Below are 24,550 nucleotides of genomic sequence, written 5' to 3'. Positions count from 1 at the left end.
GTCTCCTCGAGCCGTTAGCGTTCTAAAAATTCAGTCCGGTTTTGCTGTGGCGCGTCAATGTGGTGAGCGCGCGGCGCGAGTCAATAGCATAGGCGCGACAACAAATCACCTGTTCAGGCAATTCTGCGCTGCTGTTGCTTTCTGATCCAAGCGAAGAACAAAGCGGGCCCTTTTCGCATCGCTTCAGCCATGCCAAAAAACGCAGCCCACAGGAACCCAGCCATGCAGCCGTCCGCTCCCGAATTCCTCGACGTCGACGGCGTACGCATTGCCGTGCGCCATCAGTCGGGCAAGGCGCCGGGCGTGGTTTGGCTCGGTGGCTACAAGTCGGACATGCTGGGCACGAAGGCGGAGGCGCTGGCCAATTGGGCCTCCGGCAGCGGTCACGCCTTTCTGCGCCACGACTATTCCGGCCATGGCGAGTCCGGCGGCGATTTCGCCGACGGCACCATCTCGACATGGCTTAGCCAGAGCCTGGCCGTGTTCAGGCGCTTCACCGAGGGCAAGCAAATCCTGGTCGGTTCGTCGATGGGGGCGTGGATCGCGCTGCGCATGGTGCAGGAACTGCGCAAGGCCGGCGAAGATCGCATTGCCGGATTGGTGCTTCTGGCGCCGGCGCCAGACTTCACCGCCGAACTGATCGAACCGGCACTGACCGACGGGCAGCGCCGCGACCTGATCGAAAAGGGTTTCTTCGCCGAACCGTCGGACTATTCCGACCAGCCCTATATCTACACGCGCGCGCTGATCGAGGACGGCCGCTACAATCTCGTCATGACCGGCCCGATCGACACGCACTGCCCGGTCCATATCATCCAGGGGCTGGCCGATCCTGATGTTCCCCATGCCCATGCGCTGAAGCTGGTCAGCCAACTGCCCGCCGACGATGTGACCCTGTCGCTGGTGCCCGAGGGCGATCACCGGCTGTCGCGGCCGCAGGACCTGGACCTTTTGGTGCGCGCGGTCGAAGCGCTGATCGAACGAGCCGCCTGATGCGTATCTCCATCCCCATTTCGGCTTTCGTCGCAGCCATTGTCGGTTTCGGCGGGACGCTGGCCATCATCATCGCGGCGGCCAATGCGGTTGGCGCCACGCAATTGCAGACAGCCAGCTGGGTTACAGCTCTTTGCATTGCCATGGCGGTGGAGAGCCTGTGGCTGTCGTGGCGCACGAAGATGCCCATCATCAGCGCCTGGTCGACGCCGGGCGCAGCGCTGATCGCCGCCTCCAACGGCTTCTCGATGGGCGAGGCGGTCGGTGCATTCCTCATCGCCGGTGCGTTGCTGGTGCTGACCGGCCTGTTCAAGCCGCTGACCCGGCTGATCTCGAAAATCCCCGCTTCGGTGGCTTCGGGCATGCTGGCCGGCATTCTGGTCAGCTTCGCGCTCAATGCGGTCAAGACCATTCCCGTCGACCCGTGGCTGGTGTTGCCGCTAATCGCCGCTTTCTTCTTGATCCGCCTGTGGAACCCGGCTCTGTCGGTGTTGGCCGTGCTGATCGGCGGCGGACTTGCCGCCTTCCTCACCGGTCGCGTCGGCGGCCTGCCGACGCCGGAACTATCGACCTTGACGTTGATTGCGCCCGTCTTCACCGCTCAGGCGGCGATCGGGCTCGCCTTGCCGCTCTACCTTGTCACCATGGCCTCACAGAACCTTTCCGGCCTCGCCGTGCTGCGCGCCGCCGGCTACGATCCGGAACCCGGCCCGCTGATCTCATTCACCGGTCTGGTCTCGGTGATCCTGGCGCCATTCGGCGCCTCGACCTCCAACCTGGCTGCGATCTCGGCGGCCATCTGTACTGGACCGGACGTTCATCCCGACCCGGCGGAACGCTGGAAAACCGGACCTTTCTATGCGCTCGCATATGTCGTCTTCGCCATTTTCGGGGCTTCGCTGGTCGCCATCTTCGCCGTGCTGCCGCAAAGCCTAATCGTGCTGGTGGCCGGACTTGCGCTGATGGGGCCGCTGACCAACGCGCTGACCATTTCGCTGAAGGACGAACACGACCGCATGGCCGCCACCACGGCCTTCGTCGTTACCGCCTCGGGGCTGACCCTGTTCGGGATAGGAGCGGCATTCTGGGGACTGGTGGCCGGGCTCGTCGTTGTCACGCTCGACTATCTCAAACGTGCGGCGGCGGGACGAACGGTTCGATAATAAACGCGGCTAAAAGCCAAACAAAAGCCGCGTTTCGGCATTGCCGGCTTGGCCGCAACGCAGAAAGGCTTGAGGCTTTACAGATACTTGTCCGGTTCCCACCCACCCATTCTTGAACGGACTGCCCGCCACTCCCATTTCGAAATGCAGCAGCCGGATGCGGCTGCCTCCAACCGAAGGAACGGGAGAAATGAACACGACTGCACTGATCCGCCCGGCCTGGACGCCGGCAACCATCGCACTGATGGTTCTGGGCTTCGTGGTGTTCTGGCCGCTGGGCCTCGCCATGCTCGCCTACATCATCTGGGGCGACCGGCTCGACGGCTTCAAACGCGATGTCAACAAGGCTACTGACGGCATCTTCGCCGGCTGCCGCCGTGGTGCCGACAAGGCCCATCGCTGGGGTCACAGCTCCGCCCGCACCGGCAACGTCGCCTTTGACGACTGGCGCGACAAGGAACTGGAACGCTTGGCCGAAGAGCGCCGCAAGCTCGATGAGGCTTTGGCCGAGTTCGACGACTATGCGCGAGAGCTTCGCCGCGCCAAGGACCAGGAAGAGTTCGACCGCTTCATGGCCGCCCGCAACAAGCCGACCACGCCGACCACCACCACGAAGCCCGCCAAGGGCAAGGGTACCAACCTGCTCGACGACTGAGCCGGCCCATCGCCTGGAAAACCAAGCGGCGTCGCCCCGAGCGACGCCGTTTCTTTTTTGTTCTGCGAGCGCTCGAATCAATTATCTTCCGGCCATGTCTTTCGCCTTCTTCCGCAATCTGACCAAGCCGACGCCGTCTCCGATAGAGGAGCGCGAACATCATGTGGCCGGCCGCACGCTGCCTTTGCGCATCGTCGAGAATGAGCGGGCGCGGCGCCTGACGCTCAGGATCGATGCCGGCGGGCAGAGCCTGCGCATCACCGTGCCGCCAGGCCTGCGCCGTGGCGAGGTGGAGAAATTCCTCGACCGCCACCAGGGTTGGCTGGAACAGAGGCTGTCCAAGGTGCCGGAACGGCCACAGGTCAGGCCCGGCATCAAGATTCCATTGCACGGCGTCCCGCACCTGATCGTGCACGAGCCCGGCAAACGCGGCACGGTGGTGTTGGGCGCGGACGAGACCGGCCCTACGCTGGTGGTGCATGGCGACCGGCTGCATCTGCCGCGGCGTATCGCCGACTTCCTGAAGCGCGAGGCCAAGCGCGACATCGAAGCGCTGGTGATCAAGCACACCGGCGCAATCGGTCGTCGGGCCAAGAACATCCGCTTCAAGGATACGTCGAGCCGGTGGGGATCATGCACGGCCGACGGCAGCCTTTCCTTTTCATGGCGCATCATGATGGCGCCGGCACCGGTGATCAATTACCTGGTGGCGCACGAGGTGGCGCATCTCAAGGAGATGAACCACGGCCCGAAATTCTGGAAGCTGTGCGAGGAACTCTGCCCGGACACGGAGCGCTGCAAGGCCTGGCTGAAGAAGAACGGCGCCGCTTTGCAGGCGATCCAGTTCGACTAGGTACGGTCACGGCTCGATGACGAGCCAAACCACAGGCTCGGCCGGCGCAGCCGGCCCGAGCGGCAATGCCGAAAATGTGATGATGTCCGCCATTGCTCCGCCGCGGTCACATCTTCAGCTTCATATCGTCGGTGCTATCCAGCCGATATGGCCCTTGCCGGTGTGAAGTCCATGAAGATCAATCGCTTGGAAATCGCTCTCGTCGCAAGCTGCATCGCTCTGGTGCTGCTGCTGGTCGCGGTGGGGATCGACATCGTCTCGGGGCAGCTGTCATGGATCCATCTGGTGCTGCTCTTCCTCACCATCGGGTTCTTCCTGAGCACCGTCACGCGCTACGCCAGCCGCTAGCTGCTTGATGACCGGCGGACAGCAACAGCCTCACTTTCCCCAACGTAAGCTGTTCATGCTGCGTTAATGCAGCAAAGCGCATCGTCAGGCTCCGGGGGTGGATGTGATGGAGATCGACATGTCCACCAGACTTCTGCCTGCAATGCTCGCCGGCGCAACGCTGTTTGTTGCCGGTACGGCTTCCGCAACGCCGATCGCGCCGCAAGCGCCCGCCCCGCTCGTCCAGAGTGTTGCATGGGGTTGCGGGATGGGATGGCATCCCAACCCATGGGGCCGCTGCGTGCCCAACCGTCCCGCTTACGTCTACAACCGGCCGGTGATCGTCTACCCCTATGGCTGGTATCGGCCGGGCTGGGGTTGGTATCATCCCCGGATGGGCTGGTATCGCCGCTGAAGCGAGAACCCCGCAGAACGTACTTAGGCCGGGTTGTGACCCGGCCTCGGTGCCTTGAAAACCTCGGAGCTCGTCGAAACCGTCGCCAGGCGGAACAAAATCAAGCGAAGCTGCGGCAGCAACGGGACAAAGGCGTTCAATCGTCGTTGGCGGCATTCAGTTGGTCAGGCCGCAGTCCCTCGTCGTCATGGCGCGGCCAGGGCAGGAAGTTCCTCTCGAAAGCATTGCTGCCGAAATAATCGAGCGCGCGGTGCGCCTCGGCGCCATTGAAGGCCGCCTTTTCGATCAGGTGCGCTATGACCTCACGCGCCTGCGCAATCTTCTGCTTCAGTTCCGCAACGTCTTGCTCGGCCATGACGAAGCTCCTCTCTGTCCGCCGGCTAGGGTATCCCCTTTCTTCGCCACGGCAAATCTCCGCTTTTCCTCGACTTTGCCGGCTTTTCGTGTCACTTGCCGGCCATGGCACTCGACATCAAGATATGCGGTCTGAAGACCGACGAGGCGCTGGCCGCCGCGCTCGACAACGGCGCCAGCCATGTCGGCTTCATCTTCTTTGCCAAGAGCCCGCGCTACATACACCCAAATGACGCCGGACGCCTGCGCGCGGCGGCCCGCGGCCGCGCCGCGGCCGTGGCGGTGACGGTCGATGCAGACGACGCATTCCTCGATGAGATCGTGACGGCGATGGCGCCCGATATGCTGCAACTGCACGGCGCGGAAAGCCCCGAGCGCGTGACCGAGGTGAAGGCACGCTACCAACTGCCGGTGATGAAGGCCTTGTCGCTGCGCGCCGCCGACGATCTCACGGCAATGGCGCCCTATCGCGGCATCGCCGACCGCTTCCTGCTCGACGCCAAGCCGCCCAAGGGATCCGATCTGCCGGGCGGCAATGGCGTGACCTTCGACTGGCGTATCCTGAGCGGCCTTGACGCCGATCTGGATTACATGCTTTCGGGAGGGCTCAACGCTGGCAATGTCGGCGAGGCGATGGCGATTGCCAACCCGCCCGGACTGGACATTTCATCCGGCGTTGAAAGTGCTCCGGGCGTCAAGGATGTCCGGCTGATCGCAGAATTTTTTGCGGCCGTGCGGGCAGCGCGCAAGAACCGCGCAGCCTGACGCCGACACAAATCCGGGAGAGCGGCAATGAACAAGCCGGCGATGCCAAATTCCTTCCGTACCGGCCCTGATGAGCAGGGCATGTTCGGCATTTTCGGCGGCCGTTTCGTTGCCGAGACGCTGATGCCGCTGATCCTCGACCTCGAGCAGCACTGGAACCACGCCAAGAACGATCCGGCGTTCAAGGCGGAGCTCTCGGCGCTGTCGACCTTCTATGCCGGGCGGCCGTCCAAGCTCTATTTCGCCGAAGGCCTGACCCGGCATCTTCGCGACATTTCCGCGGCAAAGGGCCTCGGGGGCGGCGCCAAGATCTATTTCAAGCGCGAGGACCTGAACCACACCGGCTCGCACAAGATCAACAACTGTCTCGGCCAGATCCTGCTCGCCAAGCGCATGGGCAAGAAGCGCATCATCGCCGAAACCGGCGCCGGCCAGCATGGCGTGGCGTCCGCCACGGTGGCGGCGCGCTTCGGCTATCCTTGCGTGGTCTATATGGGCGCCACCGACGTCGAGCGGCAGAAGCCGAACGTGTTTCGCATGAAGCTGCTGGGCGCCGAGGTGCGGCCGGTGCATTCCGGCCATGGCACGCTGAAGGACGCCATGAATGAGGCGCTGCGCGACTGGGTGACCAATGTCGAGGACACCTATTATTTGATCGGCACGGCGGCCGGCCCGCATCCCTATCCTGAGCTGGTCCGCGACTTCCAGTCGGTGATCGGCACGGAAGCGCGCGCGCAGATGCTGGAGCAGGAAGGCCGGCTTCCCGATGTCATCATCGCCGCCGTCGGCGGCGGTTCCAACGCCATCGGCCTGTTCCACCCCTTCCTCGACGACAAAGAGGTACGCATCATCGGCATCGAGGCCGGCGGACGTGGGCTGGACGGTGTCGAGCACTGCGCCTCGATGAACGCCGGCAGACCGGGCGTGCTGCACGGCAACCGCACCTATCTGCTGCAGAACGAGGACGGGCAGATCCTCGACGGTCATTCGATCTCGGCCGGTCTCGATTATCCGGGCGTCGGCCCGGAACACAGCTGGCTGCGCGACAGCGGCCGCGTCGAATACGAGCCGATCCTCGACGACGAGGCGCTTGCGGCATTCCAGCTGACCACCAAGGTCGAGGGCATCATCCCGGCGCTGGAATCGGCCCATGCCATCGCCCACGCGGTCAAGATCGCGCCCAATATGGCCAAGGACAAGATCGTCATCGTCAACCTCTCCGGACGCGGCGACAAGGACGTGCACACCGTCGCAAACATGATGGGCATGGAGATTTGAGGTGAGTTCGTCTTCGGCTCCGAAACTATCGGCCTATGTGCTGACCAGGAATAGCGGCCGCATGCTGGCCGAGGTGCTGGCGCCGGTTTACCGTGTTGCCGACGAGATCGTCGTGCTCGATTCGGGCAGCAGCGACGCCACGCTGGAGATCGCCCGCGTCTATGGCTGCCGTGTCGAGCGCAGGGCGTTCGATAACTTCGCGGCGCAGAGACAGGCCGCGCAAGACCTGTGCAGTCATGACCACGTTCTGTTCGTCGACAGCGACGAAGTCATGAGCGATGCACTGGTCGATGCTGTGCTCCAGGTGAAGCGACAAGGTTTTCCCGGTCACGTCTATGCCTTCCGTCGGGAATGGTATGTGATGGGGCGCAAGGTGCGTGGGCTCTATCCCGTCAACAGTCCTGACTACCCAATTCGCCTGCTTGACCGCCGCAAAAGCGATTTCTGCAACTCTTCCATCGTGCATGAATCGCCGTCCAATTCCGACGATCCGGTGGTGCTCGACAGGCCACTCAGCCATTTCACCTTTCCAACCAAGGCGGAATTCAACAAGAAGCTGGCCTTCTACTCCTCGCTTCACGCCGACACAGTGCTCGGCTGGAACAAGCCGGTACCATCCCGCACAAATGCCGCCGTCCGCGCTGTTTCCGCCTTCTGCAAATGGTATTTCATGAAACGCCTCGTGCTCGACGGACGCGCCGGTTTTCATTGCGCGCGTTATGCGGCGCGTTACACCTATCTGAAATATGAGCACGCCCGCCAGGCACATGGCCGTGGCGACAGGGATGGGCGCACGATCACCAAGATAATGGGCATAGTGATGGGTATGGTGGCGATATGAGCACCTTCGAGATCTATCATTCCAGGCAAAACCGCCATCACTATGTCGCGGTTGAAGCCGGTGACTTGCGCGACAACGCCAATGGCGTGCGTGAAAGCCAGAATCTCAAGTTCCTCACCAACGTGGCCGACGATGGTGAACCGCGCATCGCCTTCGATCCGAACCAGGCGCGCAGCCGCATCGCACGCGACGGCTTCTACGCCTTCAATGTGACCATCGAAATCCGCGAACATCCGGAATGAGGTGGATGTTTCGACGGCTGAAAAACGAAGTGCGGCGCGATCCAGCAGCAGCCGGCACCGCAAGACACCTTTATCGGACAATGAAGGGCATGGCATGACCACCCGCATCGACCGCCGCATGGCGAAACTGAAGGAAGAGGGCCGGCCGGCACTCGTCACCTATTTCATGGGCGGCGACCCGGACTACGAGACCTCCCTGTCGATCATGAAGGCACTGCCCAAGGCCGGCAGCGATGTCATCGAACTGGGCATGCCGTTCTCTGATCCGATGGCCGATGGTCCGGCCATCCAGGCGGCCGGGCTACGCGCGCTGAAAGGCGGGCAGACGCTGGCGAAGACCCTGCGCATGGCGGCCGAGTTCCGCAAGGGCGACGATGAGACGCCGATCGTTTTGATGGGCTACTACAACCCGATCTACATCTATGGCGTCGATCGTTTCCTCGCCGAGGCCAAGGCCTCCGGCATCGACGGGCTGATCGTGGTCGACCTGCCGCCGGAGATGGACGAGGAACTGTGCATTCCGGCGCTAAAGGCCGGCATCAATTTCATTCGCCTCGCCACCCCGACAACCGACGACAAGCGGCTGCCCAAGGTGCTCGAGAACACCTCCGGCTTCGTCTACTACGTCTCGATGACCGGCATCACCGGCTCGGCATTGGCCGATACCGGCAAGGTGGCGGCCGCCGTGAGGCGGATCAAGGGCCACACCGACCTGCCGGTCTGCGTCGGCTTCGGCGTCAAGACCGCCGAACAGGCACGGGTCATCGGCGGTTCCGCCGACGGCGTCGTCGTCGGTACGGCGATCGTCAACGCCGTGGCCAATGTGCTGGGGCCAAAGGGCGAAAAGACCGCTGACCCGGCCGAAGCCGTGGCCACGCTTGTCGAAGGCCTGGCACATGGCGTGCGCCGCGCCCGCCTTGCTGCCGCCGAATAGTTTTCCTATTTCAATCCGATCATGATGCGCGGACAGGAGCCGAAGCGATGAACTGGATCACCAACTTCGTTCGCCCGAAGATCAACTCGATGCTGGGCCGCCGGGAAGTGCCGGAGAACCTGTGGGTGAAAGACCCGGAGACCGGCGAGATGGTCTTCCACAAGGATCTGGAAGGCAATCAGTTCGTCATCCCGTCCTCCGGCCACCACATGAAGATCTCGGCTAAGGAACGGCTGAAGTATTTCTTCGACGACGGCAAATACGAGGTCATCGAGAATCCCAAGGTCGGCGTCGACCCGCTGAAGTTCCGCGATGAGAAGCGCTACACCGACCGCCTCAAGGAGGCGAAGACCAAGACGGGGATGGAGGATGCCATCCTCAACGCCGTGGGCACCATCGAGGGCCTGCCGGTGGTCGTCACCGTGCAGGACTTCGCCTTCATGGGCGGATCGCTCGGCATGGCCGCCGGCGAGGCGATCATTCGCGCCTTCGAAATAGCGTTGCAGCGCAAGCGGCCGCTGATCCTGTTCGCGGCCTCCGGCGGTGCGCGCATGCAGGAAGGCATCCTGTCGCTGATGCAGTTGCCGCGCACCACGGTCGCCGTGGACCGGCTGAAGGAAGCCGGCCTGCCCTATTTCGTCGTGCTGACCAATCCGACCACCGGCGGCGTCACCGCCTCCTATGCGATGCTGGGCGACGTGCATATCGCCGAACCCGGCGCACTGATCGGTTTCGCCGGGCCGCGCGTCATCGAACAGACCATCCGCGAGAAGCTGCCGGAGGGTTTCCAGCGCTCCGAATATCTGATGCAGCACGGCATGGTCGACATGGTCGTCTCGCGGCTGGAGATGAAGAAGACCATCGCCAATCTGATCAGGCTGCTGCTCAAACTGCCGGCCGAGCAAAAGGCGGCCGAGCCGGAAATCCTGCCACCGGTGGTGGCCAAGCCGGAAGCACGCCCTCAGGCATAGCCGTCGCCGACAGATCCACGCGCAGAGCGGAGCCTTCCCGCATGACCACGCTTTCCGCCGAACGCGAGATCGAGCATCTGATGTCGCTGCATCCGAAAGGTTTTGACCTTTCGCTGGACCGCGTCACGCGCCTTCTGGAAAGGTTGGGCAATCCGCAGGACAAGCTGCCGCCGGTCATCCATATTGCCGGCACCAACGGCAAGGGCTCCTGCGCGGCCTTCTCGCGCGCGCTGCTCGAAGCCGCAGGCTATCGCGTGCATGTCCACACCTCGCCGCATCTGGTGAACTGGCATGAGCGTTACCGGCTCGGCGCCGAAGGCGGTGGCAGACTGGTCGACGACAAGGTCTTCGCCGAGACCATCGCCCGCGTCGCCGAGGCCAATGGCGGCGAGACGATCACCGTCTTCGAGATCCTGACCGCCGTTGGCTTCCTCCTGTTTGCCGAACATCCGGCCGATGCGGTGATCCTCGAGGTTGGGCTCGGCGGACGTTTCGACGCCACCAATGTCATCAAGCGGCCGGCGGTTTCGGTGATCATGCCGGTGTCGCTCGACCACGAAGCCTATCTCGGCGACCGGGTCGAGCTGATCGCGGCGGAAAAGGCCGGCATCATCAAGCGCGGCTGCCCGGTCGTGGTCGGTGCGCAGGAATTCGAAGCCGCCCAGCTGGTTCTGATCGAGACGGCGGAACGGCTGCGCGCACCACTCACCGTCTACGGCCAGGATTTCCTCGCCTTCGCCGAGAACGGCCGCATGGTCTACCAGGACAGCGATGGTCTCATGGATCTATCGCCGCCACGCCTGCCCGGCCGTCACCAGTTCGCCAATGCCGCGGCCGCCATCGCCGCCGTCAAGGCCGCCGGCTTCGACATTAGCGAGCGCGATGCCGACAAGGCGATGACCAATGTGTCCTGGCCCGGCCGCATGCAGAAGCTGACCCAGGGCCGCCTGATGGAACTGGCGCCGCGCGGTGCCGAAATCTGGCTGGATGGCGGGCACAATCCCGGTGCCGGCACGGTGATCGCCGAGGCCCTGGCCGAACAGGAAGAGAAAAACCCGCGACCACTGTTCATGATCTCCGGCATGATCAACACCAAGGACCAGAGCGGTTATTTCAGTGCGTTCAAGGGCCTGACCAGGCATGTCTACACGGTGCCGGTCTCGATGAGCGATTCCGGCGTGCCGAACGACGAGCTGGCGGCACGGGCGGCGGAGGCCGGATTGTCGGCCGAGCCCGTCAGTTCCGTCGCCAATGCGCTGATGCTACTGCGCGATACCTGGGACGAGAGGGAGGCGCCGCCACGCATCCTGATCGGCGGCTCACTCTATCTTGCCGGCGCGGTGCTGGCCGAGAACGGCACGCCGCCGATCTGAACCCGCCGCGGGTTAAAGCTGCGCCGCGACAAGAAGGTGCGCGGCGGCCGGCAGTGCCAGCGACAGGCCTGACAGAAACAGCAGGACGAAGACGAGCCGGCGCATGGTCTGCCGCGACAGCGGTGGCGGCCAACGCCGCGCCGCATAGGTCATGATCATCACTGCCGGCACGGCACAAACGAGGGCGACGGCCGAGGCAGATGGCAGGTTGCCGCTTGCGGCGACCATGCCGAGCCGCACGATCTGCGCGGCGCCGAAGGCGGCCACCAGTGTCTCGCGCACCCGTTCAGGCGGCAATGGCTGGCGAAAGAGATGGTAGACCAGCGGTGGGCCGCCGGTGGAAAATAGCCCGCCCATCAGCCCGGAGACGATGCCGAAACCGACAAAGCTCGCATCCGACGACCGTCGCGCCAGACCGGCGGGCCGCATGGCGAGCTGCAGGCTGGACAGCATGATGACCGCGCCAAGGCCGAGCTTCAATGCGTCGACCCGCGTGTCCGCCAGCCATTCCAGCAGGACATATCCGACCAGAAGCGACGGCAGGCTGGCCATCAGGATGAGCCGCAATTCGCGGCGCGCGACCTCGCGCCAGCCGCCATGGGCCAGCATCTGCACGGCGTTGACGAGGGTCAGCATGCCTACCATGGCTGCGGCGTCCGGCAGCGGCAGCAGACCGGCGAGTGCGATCACGCCCATCATCACCAGACCGAAGGCGAAGCCGGTCAACGTCTGGACATAGGCCGCAACGGCGGCGATGCCGGCAAAGGCCGCGAGCTGCTCGAAGCCCATGCCGCTCAACCGCCCGCCGGCGAGGCCGGCTCGATCTCAATGCAAATCGGGGGCATTGTCTATTTCAGCTCGATCTCGATGAAGGCGTATTCGCCGTCATTGGCGTTGACGACGTCATGCTCGACGCCCTCGTTGCGGAAATAGGGCACACCCTTCTTCATCTCCGCAAATCCTTCGCCATCCTTGGTCAACAGTTTCACGCGCCCATCCATCAGCGGCACTACAACATAGTCGTGGCCGTGGCGGTGCCAACCCGTATTGGCGCCGGGCGCGAAACGGTATTCCGTGACGACGACGCGGTCGTTGTCGATGAAGACAGTGGCCTTGGCGGTTCCGGTCATGATTTTCTCCTCCAACAGAAGGGAAAGCCATGCGCCGCCGATGCGCGAGGGCCAGCAGCAAGGTTCGGTGAGGGCAAACAAAAAGCCCGGCGCAAGGCCGGGCTCCTGTTATCCAAAATGTATCGAAAGATCAGGCGACGGCGCCGTTGATCCAGTGCGACAGCGCGGTCTTGGGGGCTGCGCCAACCTTGATATCGGCCACTTCGCCACCCTTGAAGATCATCAGCGTCGGGATCGAGCGCACGCCGAATTGCGCGGCCAGTTCAGGATTCTCGTCGATGTTGAGCTTGGCGACCTTCACCTTCGCGCCGAGCTCGGAAGCGATATCCTCAAGCGCCGGGGCGATCATCTTGCAGGGACCACACCACTCAGCCCAGAAATCGACCACGACGGGCACATTGGCCTCAAGCACGTCTGCGCGGAAATTGTTGTTGTCGACCTTGACGGTGGCCATAGCCAAGTTCCTTTCGGAGGTTTCGTTGCACCAGATGTGGTGCTGCAAGCTGCGATGTTCAAGCAGGTCTTGTGTCACGCCTCGGTGAGTCGAGCAAGGGCGTCGTCCAAGCTCGTCGCTGGCAACTCGATCAGTTGCGGCGCCTCGGTGAAGAGCAAGCCGGCGGCGACCTCACGGCCGGGATAAAGCGGCTTGAGCAGGGCGCGGTAGAGCGCGAGTTGCAGGATATAGGCCGGCGGCACCTCGGCCAACGTCGTCGGCGCCGGCCGGTTGGTCTTGTAGTCGACGATGAAGACCTTGTCGGGGCCGACCGCCAGCCGGTCGATCTTGCCCGATATGGTGCGCTGCTTCCCCTTGACCAAAAGACTGCCCATCACCGCCACTTCGGCGCGGGAGCCAGGCGCGAACAGCGCCGCAAAAAGCGGATCGTCGAGGATGGCGGCAACGGACGCCAGCGCCTGGGCGCGCTCCGCCTGCGGCCAGTCGGCACCAGTGCGCGCCAGATAACGCTCGGCGGCACCGAGGCGCTGTTCCCAGGCGAGATCGGGCAGCATCTGCAAGAGCTTGTGCATGGCAAGGCCACGCCGCACCGCCATTCCCGGCTCCGCATCCGCGTCCAAGACCGGCGATCGGCGATCAATGACCGGCTCGGTCGCCTCGTCGATCAGAGCCGAAGCGCCGGACGGCGAGAGCGGTCGCGGCAGGTCCTCAACCACGGGCAACGCCTCGAAGAGATAGGCGGGAGGCGAGCCGAATGTTTCCGCCTCGGCCTGCTCGCCGGCCTCGGCTGCGGCAAGCGGCGGGAACTTCGTCCAGACGAAGCGAAGCACCTCGCCCTCGCCGACCGGATGCAGGCGAAGTTCGATCTCTTCCGCACCCGCCAGTGCGCGCGTCACCAGCGAATGCCATGTGCCGGGGTTCGGTGTGCGCTTGCCATGATAGCCGCAGACGATCAGCCTGTCCTCGGCGCGGGTCATGCCGACATAAAGCAGGCGGCGGTATTCATCGTCGGCCAGATCGCGGGCCCGCGCCGAGACCGATTGCGAAAAGCCGTTGGCCACCTCAGTGCCCGACCGCCACAGATACCCCTTGCCAGTCCAATATTGGCCGGAGCCGTCGAACGGCATCAGTCGGGGCAGATGCTGGTCGCTGAACGGCGCTGCACCGCCATCTACCAGGAAGACGACCGGTGCTTCGAGGCCCTTAGCAGCATGAACCGTCATCACCCGCACCTCGTCGCGAGTCTGGTCCATCTCGCGCTTGACCTCCGGGCCGGCATTTTCCAGCGTCGAGAGAAACGCCTCCAGCCCCGGCAGGCCGGCGCGTTCCTCGGCCAGGCAGAAATTGAGGAATTCATCGAGGATGTCACCGGCTTCCGGGCCGAGCCGGGCGATCATCTTGCGGCGCACGCCATCGCGCGCGAGCAACCCAGCGTAGAACTCGAACACCGGCTTGAAGGCAACCTCGTTGGTCCAGGCATCGAGCTGGGCAACCACCTTGGCCAATGTCTCGTCATTGTCCGCGCTGGTACGCAGCGCCGCATGGAGAGACGCGCCACCGGCTCGAGCGGCGCCGAGGTCGAACAGCATCTGTTCCGAGACATCGAAGATCGGGCTGCGCAGCAATGCCGCCAGCGAGAGATCGTCCTGCGACTGGATCAGGAAACGGCCGAGCGCGACGAGGTCCTTCACCGCGATATGGCCGGGCAGGCTGAGACGATCCGCGCCGGCGACAGGGATGCCCTTTTCCTTCAGGCTACGCGACAGCGCGTGCACGAAACGATCGCGCTTGCGCACCAGCACCACGACATCGCCGGCCTTCAGCTTGCGGCCCTTACCTTCGATGACGTCGCCGGCTTCGATCCAGCGCATGACCGTCTCGGCGATCTGCTCGGCCAACCGCACCGCCGGCGCGCTGACATGGTTGACCGGCAGCGTCCAGTCATCCGGTTCCTCGACCACGTCCGCGCCGATCGACGGCCAGACCTCGACATAACCCGGCGCGTCGTTGCGGATCGCCTTGTGGTCGAGCGGGTCGGGATCGTGGCTGATGCCGCGGCGCACTTCCGGCGTGGCGAAGACGCGGTCGACGGCGGCGAGCACATCACCGGTCGAGCGGAACGACCAGGTGAGTTTCAGGTCGGCGAAGCCCGCCTCGGCCTCGCGCACCCGGCGCGCGAACAATTGCCGGCTTTCATGGAAAGAGTCCGGTGCCGCACCTTGGAAGGAGTAGATCGACTGTTTCTCGTCGCCGACCGCGAAGACCGTGCGGCGAACACCCCGCGCGCCCTCGCCGGCGAAGAACTCCTCGGCCAGCCGCCTCACCACCTGCCACTGGTCGGGACTGGTGTCCTGCGCCTCATCGAGCAGGATGTGGTCGATGCCTTGGTCGAGCTTGTACTGAACCCACGGGCCGGCGTCGGTGCGGGCCAGCAAGTTGACGGTGCGAGTGATCAGATCGTTGAAGTCGAGGAAGCCGCGCCCGCGCTTCAACTGCTCGTAGCGGGCGATCAGCCAGTCGGCGACGGTGAGCGCGGCGCGCGTACCTTCCACCATGCGCAGCAGCGCCAGACGGTCGGCGATCCTGGCAATGGCCGAGGCAGCAGCTTCGTAGCGTTCGGGCAAATCGGGCAGGCTGGCTATCAGCGCCTTGCTGAACAGCCAGGATGGATTGTACGGCTCGCCTTTTTCGCTGAGAAACGCCTTCCTGAGCAAAGAAAGCCGCAGCATTGGAGCCGTTTCCGCGAAAGCGGAAATTGCTTTCCCGACCAGGTACTCCTGCGCGCGGTTGGCACCCAGCCGCGAACAACTTGCCTGCAACTCGACCAGGAAATCCGGCTCGAAACCCGGCAGCGGCCACAGGGAAGCGGCGATGCTTGTGGCGGTTTCGCTCGGTACGAAACCAAATTCCGCGAACAGATCGGCAAAGCCCTCGCCATCACCGCCGATCGCGTCGATGAAGCCACGCAGGCCGTCGCGCTTGCGCATGATCTCGGACAGGAGATCGTCCAGCCCCTTCTCGCCGCCGCGTTCCAGCACGGTGGCGAAGGCCTCGGCCAATTCGGCACCGCCCGGCGCGCCGGCGCCGGTGATCATGTCGCGGCGGGCCTCAGCCAACAGAGCCTGCTCCATCTGCGGGTCGAGCATTTCGAAATGCGCCGCGATGTTGGCTTCGAGCGGGAACTGGTGCAGCACGGATTCGCAGAAGGCGTGGATGGTCTGGATCTTCAACCCGCCCGGCGTTTCCAACGCCTCGGCGAACAGCCGGCGCGCCCGGCGCATGGTCTCACCATCAGGCGCGCGCTCATCGAGCGCCGCGATCCTCTTCGACAGTTCGGCATCCGGCAGAACGGTCCATTCCGACAATGTCGAGAAGACACGATTCGACATGTTGGCGGCGGCGGCGCGCGTATAGGTGAGGCACAGGATCTTCGACGGGTCGATGCCGCGCAGCAGGAGCCGGATGACACGCTGTGCCAACACATGCGTCTTGCCGGAGCCGGCATTGGCCGAGACCCAGGCGGAGGTGCGCGGGTCGGAGGCGCGCGCCTGGCTTTCGGCCGTGCCCGCCGGGATGGGATATTGCTTTTTCAAGCCTCCCCTCCCTCGTCCGCGCCATCGCCGCCGGCCGACCATTCCAGCACGCGGGCGAGATGGTCGTAATCGCCGTCGGTCTCGCCCTCGCGGAACGGCAGCGCGCGCGAAAGATAGCCCGTGTCCAGTTTCGCGTAATGGGCAAGCAGCTGTTCAAGGCGTGTCCAGGCATCCTCGCCGAGGTCGGTCGCGGTGCGCGGCTTGCGGTTGTAATCGAGGATCGATTCCTGCTCGACCTCGCCATTCGCCTTCAACCGTACGAAGGCGAGTTCGGCGGGTTCACGTGCGCCCAGGTCCTTGAAGGCGCCGCGCCGCAGCAGCGCGGCCTCCAGCGCCAGTTGCGGCGACAACAGCGTGTGCGCCTGCGCCTTGGAGGGCGACGATCCGGTCTTGAAATCGAGAATATCGGCCATGCCGCCAGCCAGCAGATCGACGCGGTCGGCATAGCCGGACACGGTGACGCCGGACTGGCCGACGATCGTCTTTTCCGCACGCTCCTCCGAATGGCGGCGGGCGACATTGGCGGCGCGCGACCGCTCCCAGGCGACAATAGCCACGGCGAGTTTCTCGAAGCGTGGCCACCACACCGCTTCGACATCCGGCGGCAAAGCCGCCTCGGCGAAACAGGCTCTGCCGGCGTCCAGAAGAACGGCCAGCGCTTCCGGCGCGCGCGGATCGTCCACCGCCTTCGAAAAACGGTGCAGGATGGCGTGGAACAGCGTGCCGCGTTCGGCGGCGCCGGGATCGCGGATCACCGGTTCCAGCGGCATCAGGCCGAGCACGCGGCGCGCATAGACGGCATAGGGGTCGCGCCGCAGCGTCTCGATCTCGGTGATCGAGAAATGGCGCGGACGGCGCTCCAGCGGCGGCTTCGGTTGCGGTCGCGGCGCGAAATCCACCTTCGGCCCGGCATCGAGGCCCCGCGCCCAGGCAAGCAGTTCATTGCCGCGGCGGCGCAACGGTTCGGCCTGCGCCTTGCCGATAAAGGTGAGTAGGCGCTGCAGCCAGCGCGAGGCGACCGCCGGTGCATCGCCGGCCCGCGCCGAGCGGGTGAGAACGACGTTTGGCGCACCCATCGCCATCTGGAAATCATGCGCGGCGAGGCCAATGCGGCGCTCCGGCGGCTCCAGGTCGATGCCGGTCTTCATCAGTCGCGACATGAACCGGTCGCCCTCCGGCTTGCGCGGCCACACACCCTCGTTGAGGCCACCAACGACCAGCGTGTCGACATGTTGCAGGCGAGCTTCCAGCGTGCCCCAGATGGCAATCGCCGCATCGGCGCCACGCGCGGGCTTGACCATTTCCGGTGCGATCAGCGCCATCGCTACATCCGGCCATTCCCGCGGCGACAGCGTGAAAGCCGCCTGCGCCCCGACCAGCCCACGCAGCAGTTCCGCCAGTTTCTCGCCGGCGTCGCCATCGTAAAGCGCGGCAAGTCCACCATCCTCGGCACGGCCGAGGTTTTCCAACGCCGCCACGCTGGCGCGCACCAATGGGACGACGTCGCTTTCCGGCTCGGGCAGGCAGGCGGCGAGTGGCGCGACCGCCTCGTCCAGCCGGGCGAGCATGGCCCGCGCTCCTTCGATGCGGCTGGCTGACAGCCGCGACAGCCAGAACGGCCGCCGGTCGGCTTCCTGTGCCTGCACCAGTCGCGTTTCGAACAAGGTGTTGAGCGACACGATATCCGGCCGGCCGGTGCCTCCGCGCAACGCGACGAGTTCGACGGTTTCCGCCGCCCGCCGCACCGACGCACGCGGCAAACCCAGGCCAAGCAGAGGGTGCTTGAGCAGCGCCAGGATGGCGACCGGGTCGCCGGGCCGCAGCACCGTGTCCAACAGAAGCCGCAACAGGCTGGCCGGCGGCGTGTCGGCCAGCGGCTTGCCGCCGGAATCGTCGGCAACGATGCCAAGCCTGAGCAATTCAGCGGAGACGCGCCGCGCCAGGGCACGATCGCCAGTGACCAGCGCCGCGCGATGGCCCGGCTGCGCAACCGCGCGGCGCAAAGCGAGCGCGATGCTGGCCGCCTCGTCGCGTTCATTGGCGGCCTCCACCAAGGTCACGCCCTGCAACGCCGCGGAAATGCCGGCATCGTCGAAGCGCGCGCGCGTCTCGGTCCACAGTTCGGTGGTTTCGGCAGGGCGCAGGGCTTCCGCCACCAGAACCGCGCGGCGGCGTCCCGCGTCGTCCACGGTGGCGAGTTCCTCAATATCGCCGCGCAGGATGCCTATCCTGCCGATCAGCCTGGCGAGACCGTATTGCGGATGGCCGAGCAGCGCCGGTCGCGCGTCGGGCGCCGTGATCGCGTCGAAGGACGGCTGATCCATCGCTATGTCGAGGCCTGGCAGCACGACGGCGCCATTGGGCAAGCCGGCAATCACAGCCAGAAGGTCGGCGGTGGCGGGAATGGAGCCGGTCGAGCCCGCGGCGATCACCGGCCCGGCGGGCGGATTGCGCTTCAGGCGTTCCGCCTCCAGGCGGATCAGCGTGCCGCGATGCGCGGCCGGATTGGAACGGTCACGCTCGATCAACAGCTGCGGCCAGGCTTCGGTGATGATCTTGAGGAAATCCAGCGTCACTCGCCACCAGCCGGCGAGATTGCCTTCGACCAGGCCGGCAAGCTTGGTCCAGTCGGAACCCTCCGTCTCGATTTCGTCCATCAGCCGGGCGAGATCGCGCGCCAGCCAGACGGCGTCGGCGGCCGAGGCAGGAATGACGACCTCCTCTTCGAACAGCGCCGCGACATGGGCCGGCAAGCGCCGCTTCCAGGCCCGCACCAACGGCGCCAGAAGGAGAAGGCGTTCGAGGGAAGCTATCGGCGGCGCAAGGTCGATGGCATTCGCGTCCTCGGCATCCTGTTCGAACGCCGCCTCGTCTTCGTCGAATTCGCCGAGCGGCTTGATCACCGGCAGAATGGTGGAAGCACCACCCAGACGTTCCGCGAAAACGCCGCGCAGCGCGCGGGCGGCGCGGCGGGTCGGCACGTAGATGGTGACGCCGGCCAGCGCCAGTGGGTCGCCGTCATAGCGAAAGCCCGGGATCAATCGGCAGCTGAGCAAGGCATCGGCCAGCGTCGACAGGAAGGGAGAACCGGGCGCAATGGAGTAGACGCGAGGCAAGCCGCTCATTGCGCGTCCGTCAGCGCCCTTCTGACCGCCGCTTCGGCCGGCGCGATGGCATCCGGCGTGCCGACGGTGATCCAATGACCCTGCATCGTCATGCCGAAGAGGCGGCCGGCGGCGATGGCGCGGTCGAAATAGGCGTTGAGCGAATGCGGTTCGGCGGACGCGCCGGCGAAGATAGAAGGCGCGACGATTGCCGCGCCTGCATAGATCAGCCCTGTAGGATCGCCCTTCGCGCGTGCAAGGCGTCCGTCCGGCGCGATCAGGAAATCGGTGCCGCCCGAATGGCCGGTCGTCGATGAAAGGTCCGCGAGCATGATGAGAATATCCATCGCCGTCGCATCCCAGGCAAGGGCGAGACGCTCCAGATTTGGGCTACCGGCATCGAGCCAGAAGGTATCGGCGTTGAGGATGTAGAACGGCTTGTCGCCCAGTTCCGGCAGCGCCTTGACGATGCCGCCGGCGGAATCCAGCAGACGGTCGCTTTCATCGGAGATGACGATTTTCGGGTGATGGCGCGCCGCCAGGTGGCGGACGATCTGGTCAGGCAGGTAGTGCACATTGACCACTGCCTTTTGGACGCCAGCCTGGTCGAGGCTGTCCAAACCCCAGTCGAGCAGCGTCTTGCCGGCGATCGGCACCAGAGGCTTCGGGATGGTGTCGGTGATCGGCCGCATGCGCTTGCCAAGCCCGGCGGCCAGCACCATCGCAACGGTGGGACGTGTCGTGCCGGTCATTCCGTCTCCAAAAGGACGCCAAGGCGATCGTAGACGGCGCGCACTTCGGCAAGCGCCGGATGGACCAGCAACCGGCGAAGATAATCCCGGATGCGTGGCAGATGCTTCAGGTAATAGGGCTTTCCATCGCGACGATCGAGGCGGACGAAGATGCCCAGGATCTTCGAATGCCTTTGCGCACCCATGATCGCATAGGCTTCCTCGAAGGCGGCGCGGTCGAAATGGCCCGCCACCGCGCGGGACGCGACATAGGCCTCGACAATCTTGCGCTCGACCGCTGGTTCAATGGTGACCCGAGGATCCAGCGCGAGCGACGCGACATCATAGGCCGGGGGACCGATCAGCGCATCCTGGAAGTCGACGACGCCGAGCCGATCCAGCCCCTGCCGTTCACCACGCCAGATGAAGTTGGGCGATTGCACGTCGCGCAACATCAGCGTCAGCTCCGTTCCATCCAGGCGGTCGAGCGCGGCGTTCCAAGCGGCGCGAAAGGCGTTCCGCTCCTCATCGCTCGCCGGGTTTCCGCGAAAGAAAGGCAGGTACCAGTCGATGAGAAGCTCGGCCTCGATGAGCATCGCCGGCCGGTCGAAAGGCGGCATGTGGTGGATGTGGCGCGGCGCGACAGTCACCCGGTCCGGCCAGTGCCTGCCATGCATGAAGGCGAGCAGTTCGGCGACCGCCTGATATCGTTCGACGATTGGCGCACCCTCCGGGGTCAGCAAACCATCGACACCGAGATGTTCGATCAGCACAAAGCCCCGATCCAGATCCTGTTCGAATATCTGCGGAGCGGCGATGCCGGCATCGCGAAGCAGCTTGTCGACACCGACGAAGGCTGCCACAGTCTGCGCGGTATGGGCGATTTCGGCATAGGCCTTGCCGTCCCGGACTGGCGGCCCGAGCACAAGGCGTGGCGAATTCATCAGCACGCGCGGCGCTTCTTCCGGCTGCGAGACGATCTCGTAGGAGCGCGCCGAGGCATCGCCGACGAAGTGCCGGCGGCTGGCCGCGCCCCAGCCGGATGCTTCCAGAAAAGCTCGCATTGCGAGCGAGCGCGCAATGCGTTCGAGTGCCGGCCCTACGCCGGTAATTTGCGCCAGGCGGCCGTCATCCCGGTGGACGAGTTCAATAGTGACAGCGGTGTCCGGCAGCCGGTCCTCAGCCCGCTCGGGCCATTCGATCAGCGCGGCGCCATCCGCCAGCACCTCGGGAAAGCCAAGCTCGTCCAGTTCGTCGGCAGAAGACAGACGGTAGAGATCGAAATGATGCACCGGGACGCGCGTGTCGTAGCTCTGCACCAGCGTGAAGGTGGGGCTCGGCACTTCGAGCCCGACATCGTCGGCCAACGCGCGGATCAGCGCCCGCGCCAGCGTCGACTTGCCGGCGCCAAGGTCGCCGCGCAGCGCCACCACGTCGCCGGGGCGCAGCGCCATGGCGATGTCTTCGCCGAGGCGCATCGTCGCCGCTTCGTCAGCGAGAAACCGCTCCACCATCGCCGAGGCTATTCAGCCGCCGCGCGAATGCCGGCCGGTGCCGCCGGGAAGGTGCAGATCACCGTCGTGCCCCGGTTCTCGCCCGTCTCGATGCGCACCGAACCGCCGTGCAATTCGACGAAGCTCTTGACGATGGAGAGCCCGAGTCCGGCGCCGCGCCGACGACCGCCATTAACCCGCGGCTCGAAACGGCGGAACACCGAATCCAGCACGTCCGGCGGCATACCCGGCCCATCGTCCTGCACCGAAAATTCGACACCTTCTGCCGTTTCGCGACAGGCCAACCTGATGGTGCTGCCTTCCGGCGCGTAGTTGGCGGCGTTGCTCAGCAGATTGTAGAGGATTTGCCGCACGCGCGTTTCGTCGCCGTGGAAGCTCTTCGGCGCGGCCGCGATGTCGATGCCGAGCCGGATCGCATGCTCCTCCAGCCGGTCGGCCACCAGTTCGGCGGCGGCCTTGACCGTGCCTTCCACCTTAACCTCGGAAATATCGAGCTGCATGATGCCGGCGTCGACGGTGGCGAGATCGAGGATGTCGTTGACGATGGTGAGCAGCACCGACGAGGAGGAACCGATATGGTCCAGATATTCCTGCTGCTTGGTGGTGAGCGGCCCCGTCCCCGGCAACGACAGCAATTCGGTGAAGCCGATGATGTTGGTCAGCGGCGAGCGCAGTTCGTAGGACACATGCTGGACGAAATCGTTCTTGAGCTGATCCGACTTCAAGAGTGCGTCGTTCTTATCCTTCAGCGCCCGCTCGACATTGACGCTGTCCGTCACGTCGACAAAGGTGAACATCACCTGGCCGTTCGGCAGATGGATGACGGCGTAGCGCAGCGTATTGCCGTTCTCCAGCGTGGTCTGGCCGTGGTGGTCGCGGCGTTCGTCGTCAAAGCCTGTGACGGCCGCGACGAAGCCCGCCCACGGCCCGTCCTTGGCGCGACCGGCGCAAAGATCGCGGATGGTGGTGACGTGAACGGCAGGCAGCACGGCCTCCGCCGGCAATTCCCACATCTGGGCGAATGCGGGGTTGGACAGGCGCAGCCGGCCATCCGGCCCGAACACGGCGACGCCCTCGGTGAGGTTGTCGAGCGTTTCACCCTGCACGCGCACTGCCGTCTGGTAGCGGCTCTCGAGATCGATCTTCTCGGTCAGGTTCTCGAAAACCCAGGTGACGCCCCCCTTAGGCTGCGGATTGCCGACGACGCGAATGGTCTTGCCGTCCGGCAGGTGCCACCAGTGCTCCACCGGCTCGACTGAGCGATAGGCCGAAAGCAGGTTCTCCTTCCAGCGGCGCCATTCCGGCTGCTCAGCGATCTTGCCTGCGCTGCGCAGGCGGTCGAGCAGCAGCACATTGTCGGGCGTGCTGGAGAGGAAGGCCGTATCCAGACCCCACAGCTTCTGGAAGGCCTGGTTGTAGAAGCGCAGTTTCTCGTCGGCGTTGAAGATGGCAACCGCCGTGTTGAGCTTATCCAGCGTGTCGGCATGGCTGCGCACGGTGCGCTCATATTCCTCGCGCATGGCATCGGCGGCGCTGATGTCATGGGCAAGGCCGGCCGAGCCATCGGTGCCGGCAAAATCGGTGACGGCGAAGACATGGCGGTCGCCAGCGATGACGGTCGACAGCGTTTGCTCGAACACCGGCCTCGACTTGTGTTCACTGGCGATAGCGTCCCGCGCCTGGCTACCCAGGAACTCGCGGCCGTCGCGCAGTGCGGCGTCGCGGTCGGCGGCTTCAACCGCGGTCCAGTAAGCGCGGTTGACCCATTTCAAGCGACCGTCGGCACCACGCATCCACAGCGGCATCTTCAGCACATCGAACAGGCCCAGCACGGTATCGTGCTCGGCGCTGACACGCTGGTGCTCGAGCTTCAGCCGGGCCAGGTTGCGCTGCGCCTCGGACAGGGACACGAAGCGGACGATGCCATGCGCGGCGCCCTTGCGCCCCTGGATTTCGAGCGGAGCGCCGGCTTGCGTTTCAGCGACGAGATCGAAGGCAATGCCCTTTTCGCGCAATGCAGCGACGGCATTCTCAAGCGCGGCGGCCGAACGCGGCATCAACCAGCGGCCGAAGGCTAGGAAGGCGGCGCGGTCGTCCGGCGCGCCGGTCTCCATCGGCAACGAGCCGACGATTTCGGGTTTCTTGTTCTCGGCTGGCCATACAACCACGCGCTGGTCGCGCAGGTTGAGCAAGGCTTCAGAACGCTGCAGCGCGGCATTGGCGTCGGCGAGGCGCCCGCGCAGGTCGAGATTTTCGGCGGCGGTGCGCTGGCGCTCGCGGATGAGCGCTATGGCGGACACGAAGGCGGCACCGACGACGCCGACGGTGAGAGCAAGCTGGATGACTTCCATGGTGCTGATCGGCACGCTGGTGCCCTTGACCAGCGCATCTTCGGCGCGAGCGGCCAACGCATGGAACGGAAGGACAAGCGCGGTACCGCAAAGCAGGCGCGCAAACCGGCCGCGCGGCGAAAGCCGCTGGCGGAAAGCTGAAGGGCGAGCCGCGATCGCCCTATCCTGATGGCCGCCGGCTACGGCCTGTCCCGCCTTGAGCGGGTCTTCCCCCGGCATGTCCTGGTCCTCTCCGCCTGAATGCAAGACCGCCCCCGATCCCGCGTCGCTCGCCCGGAATCCAGAACGCCGCGCGGCCCTGTCACGGACACGCAAAGAACGCTCCTTTACCTGGAAACCCGCGCCTCGTGCCGAGTGCCGGACGGGCCGCGGCCGCGCGCAAGCCGGAAGCTTCGCGAATCACCTCACCATACCCCCTCGCAGAATCGGCGTGAAGGCAGCGGCTGCGCAAAAATAAAGCCGGGCGAAATGTCAATCGCCCGGCTTCAATATATTGTAGCAGAACTAAC

General features: G+C 64.9%; 22 protein-coding genes. 13 read left to right on the top strand and 9 right to left on the bottom strand.

The genetic code is table 11. The annotated features are described in order from the left end of the window. Positions 1-222 precede the first annotated feature (222 nt). From AB4136_RS11620 to AB4136_RS11595, 6 genes are all read left to right on the top strand, one after another. Positions 223-993 carry an alpha/beta hydrolase gene (locus AB4136_RS11620; RefSeq protein WP_024924242.1) on the top strand — a complete coding sequence of 257 codons (771 nt, stop codon included), beginning with the start codon at positions 223-225 and terminating at the stop codon, positions 991-993. Beyond that, positions 993-2,156, top strand: a complete 1,164-nt coding sequence (locus tag AB4136_RS11615) for a benzoate/H(+) symporter BenE family transporter (RefSeq protein ID WP_024924243.1) — start codon at positions 993-995, stop codon at positions 2,154-2,156. The genes AB4136_RS11620 and AB4136_RS11615 overlap by 1 nt, the downstream gene beginning before the upstream one ends. A gap of 190 nt (positions 2,157-2,346) precedes the next feature. After that, positions 2,347-2,811, top strand: a complete 465-nt coding sequence (locus AB4136_RS11610; protein WP_024924244.1) for a DUF2852 domain-containing protein — start codon at positions 2,347-2,349, stop codon at positions 2,809-2,811. 94 nt (positions 2,812-2,905) lie between these two features. Continuing rightward, positions 2,906-3,664 carry a M48 family metallopeptidase gene (locus tag AB4136_RS11605; RefSeq protein WP_024924245.1) on the top strand — a complete coding sequence of 253 codons (759 nt, stop codon included), beginning with the start codon at positions 2,906-2,908 and terminating at the stop codon, positions 3,662-3,664. A gap of 171 nt (positions 3,665-3,835) precedes the next feature. Continuing rightward, positions 3,836-4,012 carry a hypothetical protein gene (locus AB4136_RS11600; protein WP_161773087.1) on the top strand — a complete coding sequence of 59 codons (177 nt, stop codon included), beginning with the start codon at positions 3,836-3,838 and terminating at the stop codon, positions 4,010-4,012. Positions 4,013-4,130: 118 nt separating this feature from the next. Further along, on the top strand, positions 4,131-4,406 hold the full coding sequence (locus tag AB4136_RS11595; RefSeq protein WP_081766879.1) for a GCG_CRPN prefix-to-repeats domain-containing protein: 276 nt from the start codon (positions 4,131-4,133) through the stop codon (positions 4,404-4,406). A 136-nt stretch (positions 4,407-4,542) separates the two neighbouring features. On the opposite strand, the gene AB4136_RS11590 is transcribed toward AB4136_RS11595, so the two are convergent. Continuing rightward, positions 4,543-4,761 carry a hypothetical protein gene (locus AB4136_RS11590; RefSeq protein WP_024924247.1) on the bottom strand — a complete coding sequence of 73 codons (219 nt, stop codon included), beginning with the start codon at positions 4,759-4,761 and terminating at the stop codon, positions 4,543-4,545. 104 nt (positions 4,762-4,865) lie between these two features. Here AB4136_RS11590 and AB4136_RS11585 point away from each other — a divergent pair, with 104 nt between their 5' ends. The 7 genes from AB4136_RS11585 (at position 4,866) to AB4136_RS11555 (ending at position 11,164) form a co-directional block, all read left to right on the top strand. Next, positions 4,866-5,525, top strand: coding sequence for a phosphoribosylanthranilate isomerase (locus AB4136_RS11585; protein WP_137900307.1), 660 nt, complete (start codon positions 4,866-4,868; stop codon positions 5,523-5,525). Between the two features lie 27 nt (positions 5,526-5,552). Next, positions 5,553-6,803 carry a tryptophan synthase subunit beta gene (trpB, locus tag AB4136_RS11580; protein WP_024924249.1) on the top strand — a complete coding sequence of 417 codons (1,251 nt, stop codon included), beginning with the start codon at positions 5,553-5,555 and terminating at the stop codon, positions 6,801-6,803. Position 6,804: 1 nt separating this feature from the next. After that, positions 6,805-7,644 carry a glycosyltransferase family 2 protein gene (locus AB4136_RS11575; protein ID WP_024924250.1) on the top strand — a complete coding sequence of 280 codons (840 nt, stop codon included), beginning with the start codon at positions 6,805-6,807 and terminating at the stop codon, positions 7,642-7,644. Further along, positions 7,641-7,886, top strand: coding sequence for a hypothetical protein (locus AB4136_RS11570; protein WP_024924251.1), 246 nt, complete (start codon positions 7,641-7,643; stop codon positions 7,884-7,886). Before AB4136_RS11575 ends, AB4136_RS11570 begins: the two co-directional genes overlap by 4 nt. 94 nt (positions 7,887-7,980) lie before the next feature. Then, positions 7,981-8,820, top strand: coding sequence for a tryptophan synthase subunit alpha (gene trpA, locus AB4136_RS11565; RefSeq protein ID WP_024924252.1), 840 nt, complete (start codon positions 7,981-7,983; stop codon positions 8,818-8,820). Between the two features lie 47 nt (positions 8,821-8,867). Then, entirely contained in the window at positions 8,868-9,791 is a 924-nt protein-coding gene (gene accD, locus AB4136_RS11560) for an acetyl-CoA carboxylase, carboxyltransferase subunit beta (protein WP_024924253.1), read from the top strand. Positions 9,792-9,832: 41 nt separating this feature from the next. Then, positions 9,833-11,164, top strand: coding sequence for a bifunctional folylpolyglutamate synthase/dihydrofolate synthase (locus AB4136_RS11555; RefSeq protein WP_024924254.1), 1,332 nt, complete (start codon positions 9,833-9,835; stop codon positions 11,162-11,164). Positions 11,165-11,176: 12 nt separating this feature from the next. On the opposite strand, the gene AB4136_RS11550 is transcribed toward AB4136_RS11555, so the two are convergent. The 8 genes from AB4136_RS11550 to AB4136_RS11515 form a co-directional block, all read right to left on the bottom strand. Beyond that, positions 11,177-11,953 (bottom strand): sulfite exporter TauE/SafE family protein, encoded by a 777-nt coding sequence (locus AB4136_RS11550; RefSeq protein WP_024924255.1) that lies wholly within the window; start codon positions 11,951-11,953, stop codon positions 11,177-11,179. 59 nt (positions 11,954-12,012) lie between these two features. Next, positions 12,013-12,294 carry a cupin domain-containing protein gene (locus tag AB4136_RS11545; RefSeq protein ID WP_024924256.1) on the bottom strand — a complete coding sequence of 94 codons (282 nt, stop codon included), beginning with the start codon at positions 12,292-12,294 and terminating at the stop codon, positions 12,013-12,015. A gap of 130 nt (positions 12,295-12,424) precedes the next feature. Next, the gene (gene trxA, locus AB4136_RS11540; RefSeq protein ID WP_024924257.1) at positions 12,425-12,748 is read right to left on the bottom strand and encodes a thioredoxin; all 324 of its coding nucleotides are present in this window, start codon (positions 12,746-12,748) and stop codon (positions 12,425-12,427) included. 74 nt (positions 12,749-12,822) lie between these two features. Next, positions 12,823-16,341 (bottom strand): double-strand break repair helicase AddA, encoded by a 3,519-nt coding sequence (gene addA / locus AB4136_RS11535; protein WP_024924258.1) that lies wholly within the window; start codon positions 16,339-16,341, stop codon positions 12,823-12,825. Continuing rightward, positions 16,338-19,466, bottom strand: a complete 3,129-nt coding sequence (gene addB, locus AB4136_RS11530; protein WP_024924259.1) for a double-strand break repair protein AddB — start codon at positions 19,464-19,466, stop codon at positions 16,338-16,340. Before addB ends, addA begins: the two co-directional genes overlap by 4 nt. Continuing rightward, a complete protein-coding gene (locus AB4136_RS11525; RefSeq protein ID WP_024924260.1) occupies positions 19,463-20,197 on the bottom strand; it encodes a nucleotidyltransferase family protein in 735 nt (244 codons plus the stop codon). Before AB4136_RS11525 ends, addB begins: the two co-directional genes overlap by 4 nt. Beyond that, entirely contained in the window at positions 20,194-21,702 is a 1,509-nt protein-coding gene (gene tsaE / locus AB4136_RS11520) for a tRNA (adenosine(37)-N6)-threonylcarbamoyltransferase complex ATPase subunit type 1 TsaE (protein WP_024924261.1), read from the bottom strand. Before tsaE ends, AB4136_RS11525 begins: the two co-directional genes overlap by 4 nt. Further along, positions 21,699-24,260 carry a sensor histidine kinase gene (locus AB4136_RS11515; protein WP_024924262.1) on the bottom strand — a complete coding sequence of 854 codons (2,562 nt, stop codon included), beginning with the start codon at positions 24,258-24,260 and terminating at the stop codon, positions 21,699-21,701. The genes tsaE and AB4136_RS11515 overlap by 4 nt, the downstream gene beginning before the upstream one ends. Positions 24,261-24,550: the final 290 nt, after the last annotated feature.

The organism is Mesorhizobium sp. 2RAF21, from assembly GCF_052115345.1.
Taxonomy (GTDB): Bacteria; Pseudomonadota; Alphaproteobacteria; order Rhizobiales; family Rhizobiaceae; genus Mesorhizobium; species Mesorhizobium terrae.
This window is presented reverse-complemented; position numbering and strand designations above follow the sequence as displayed.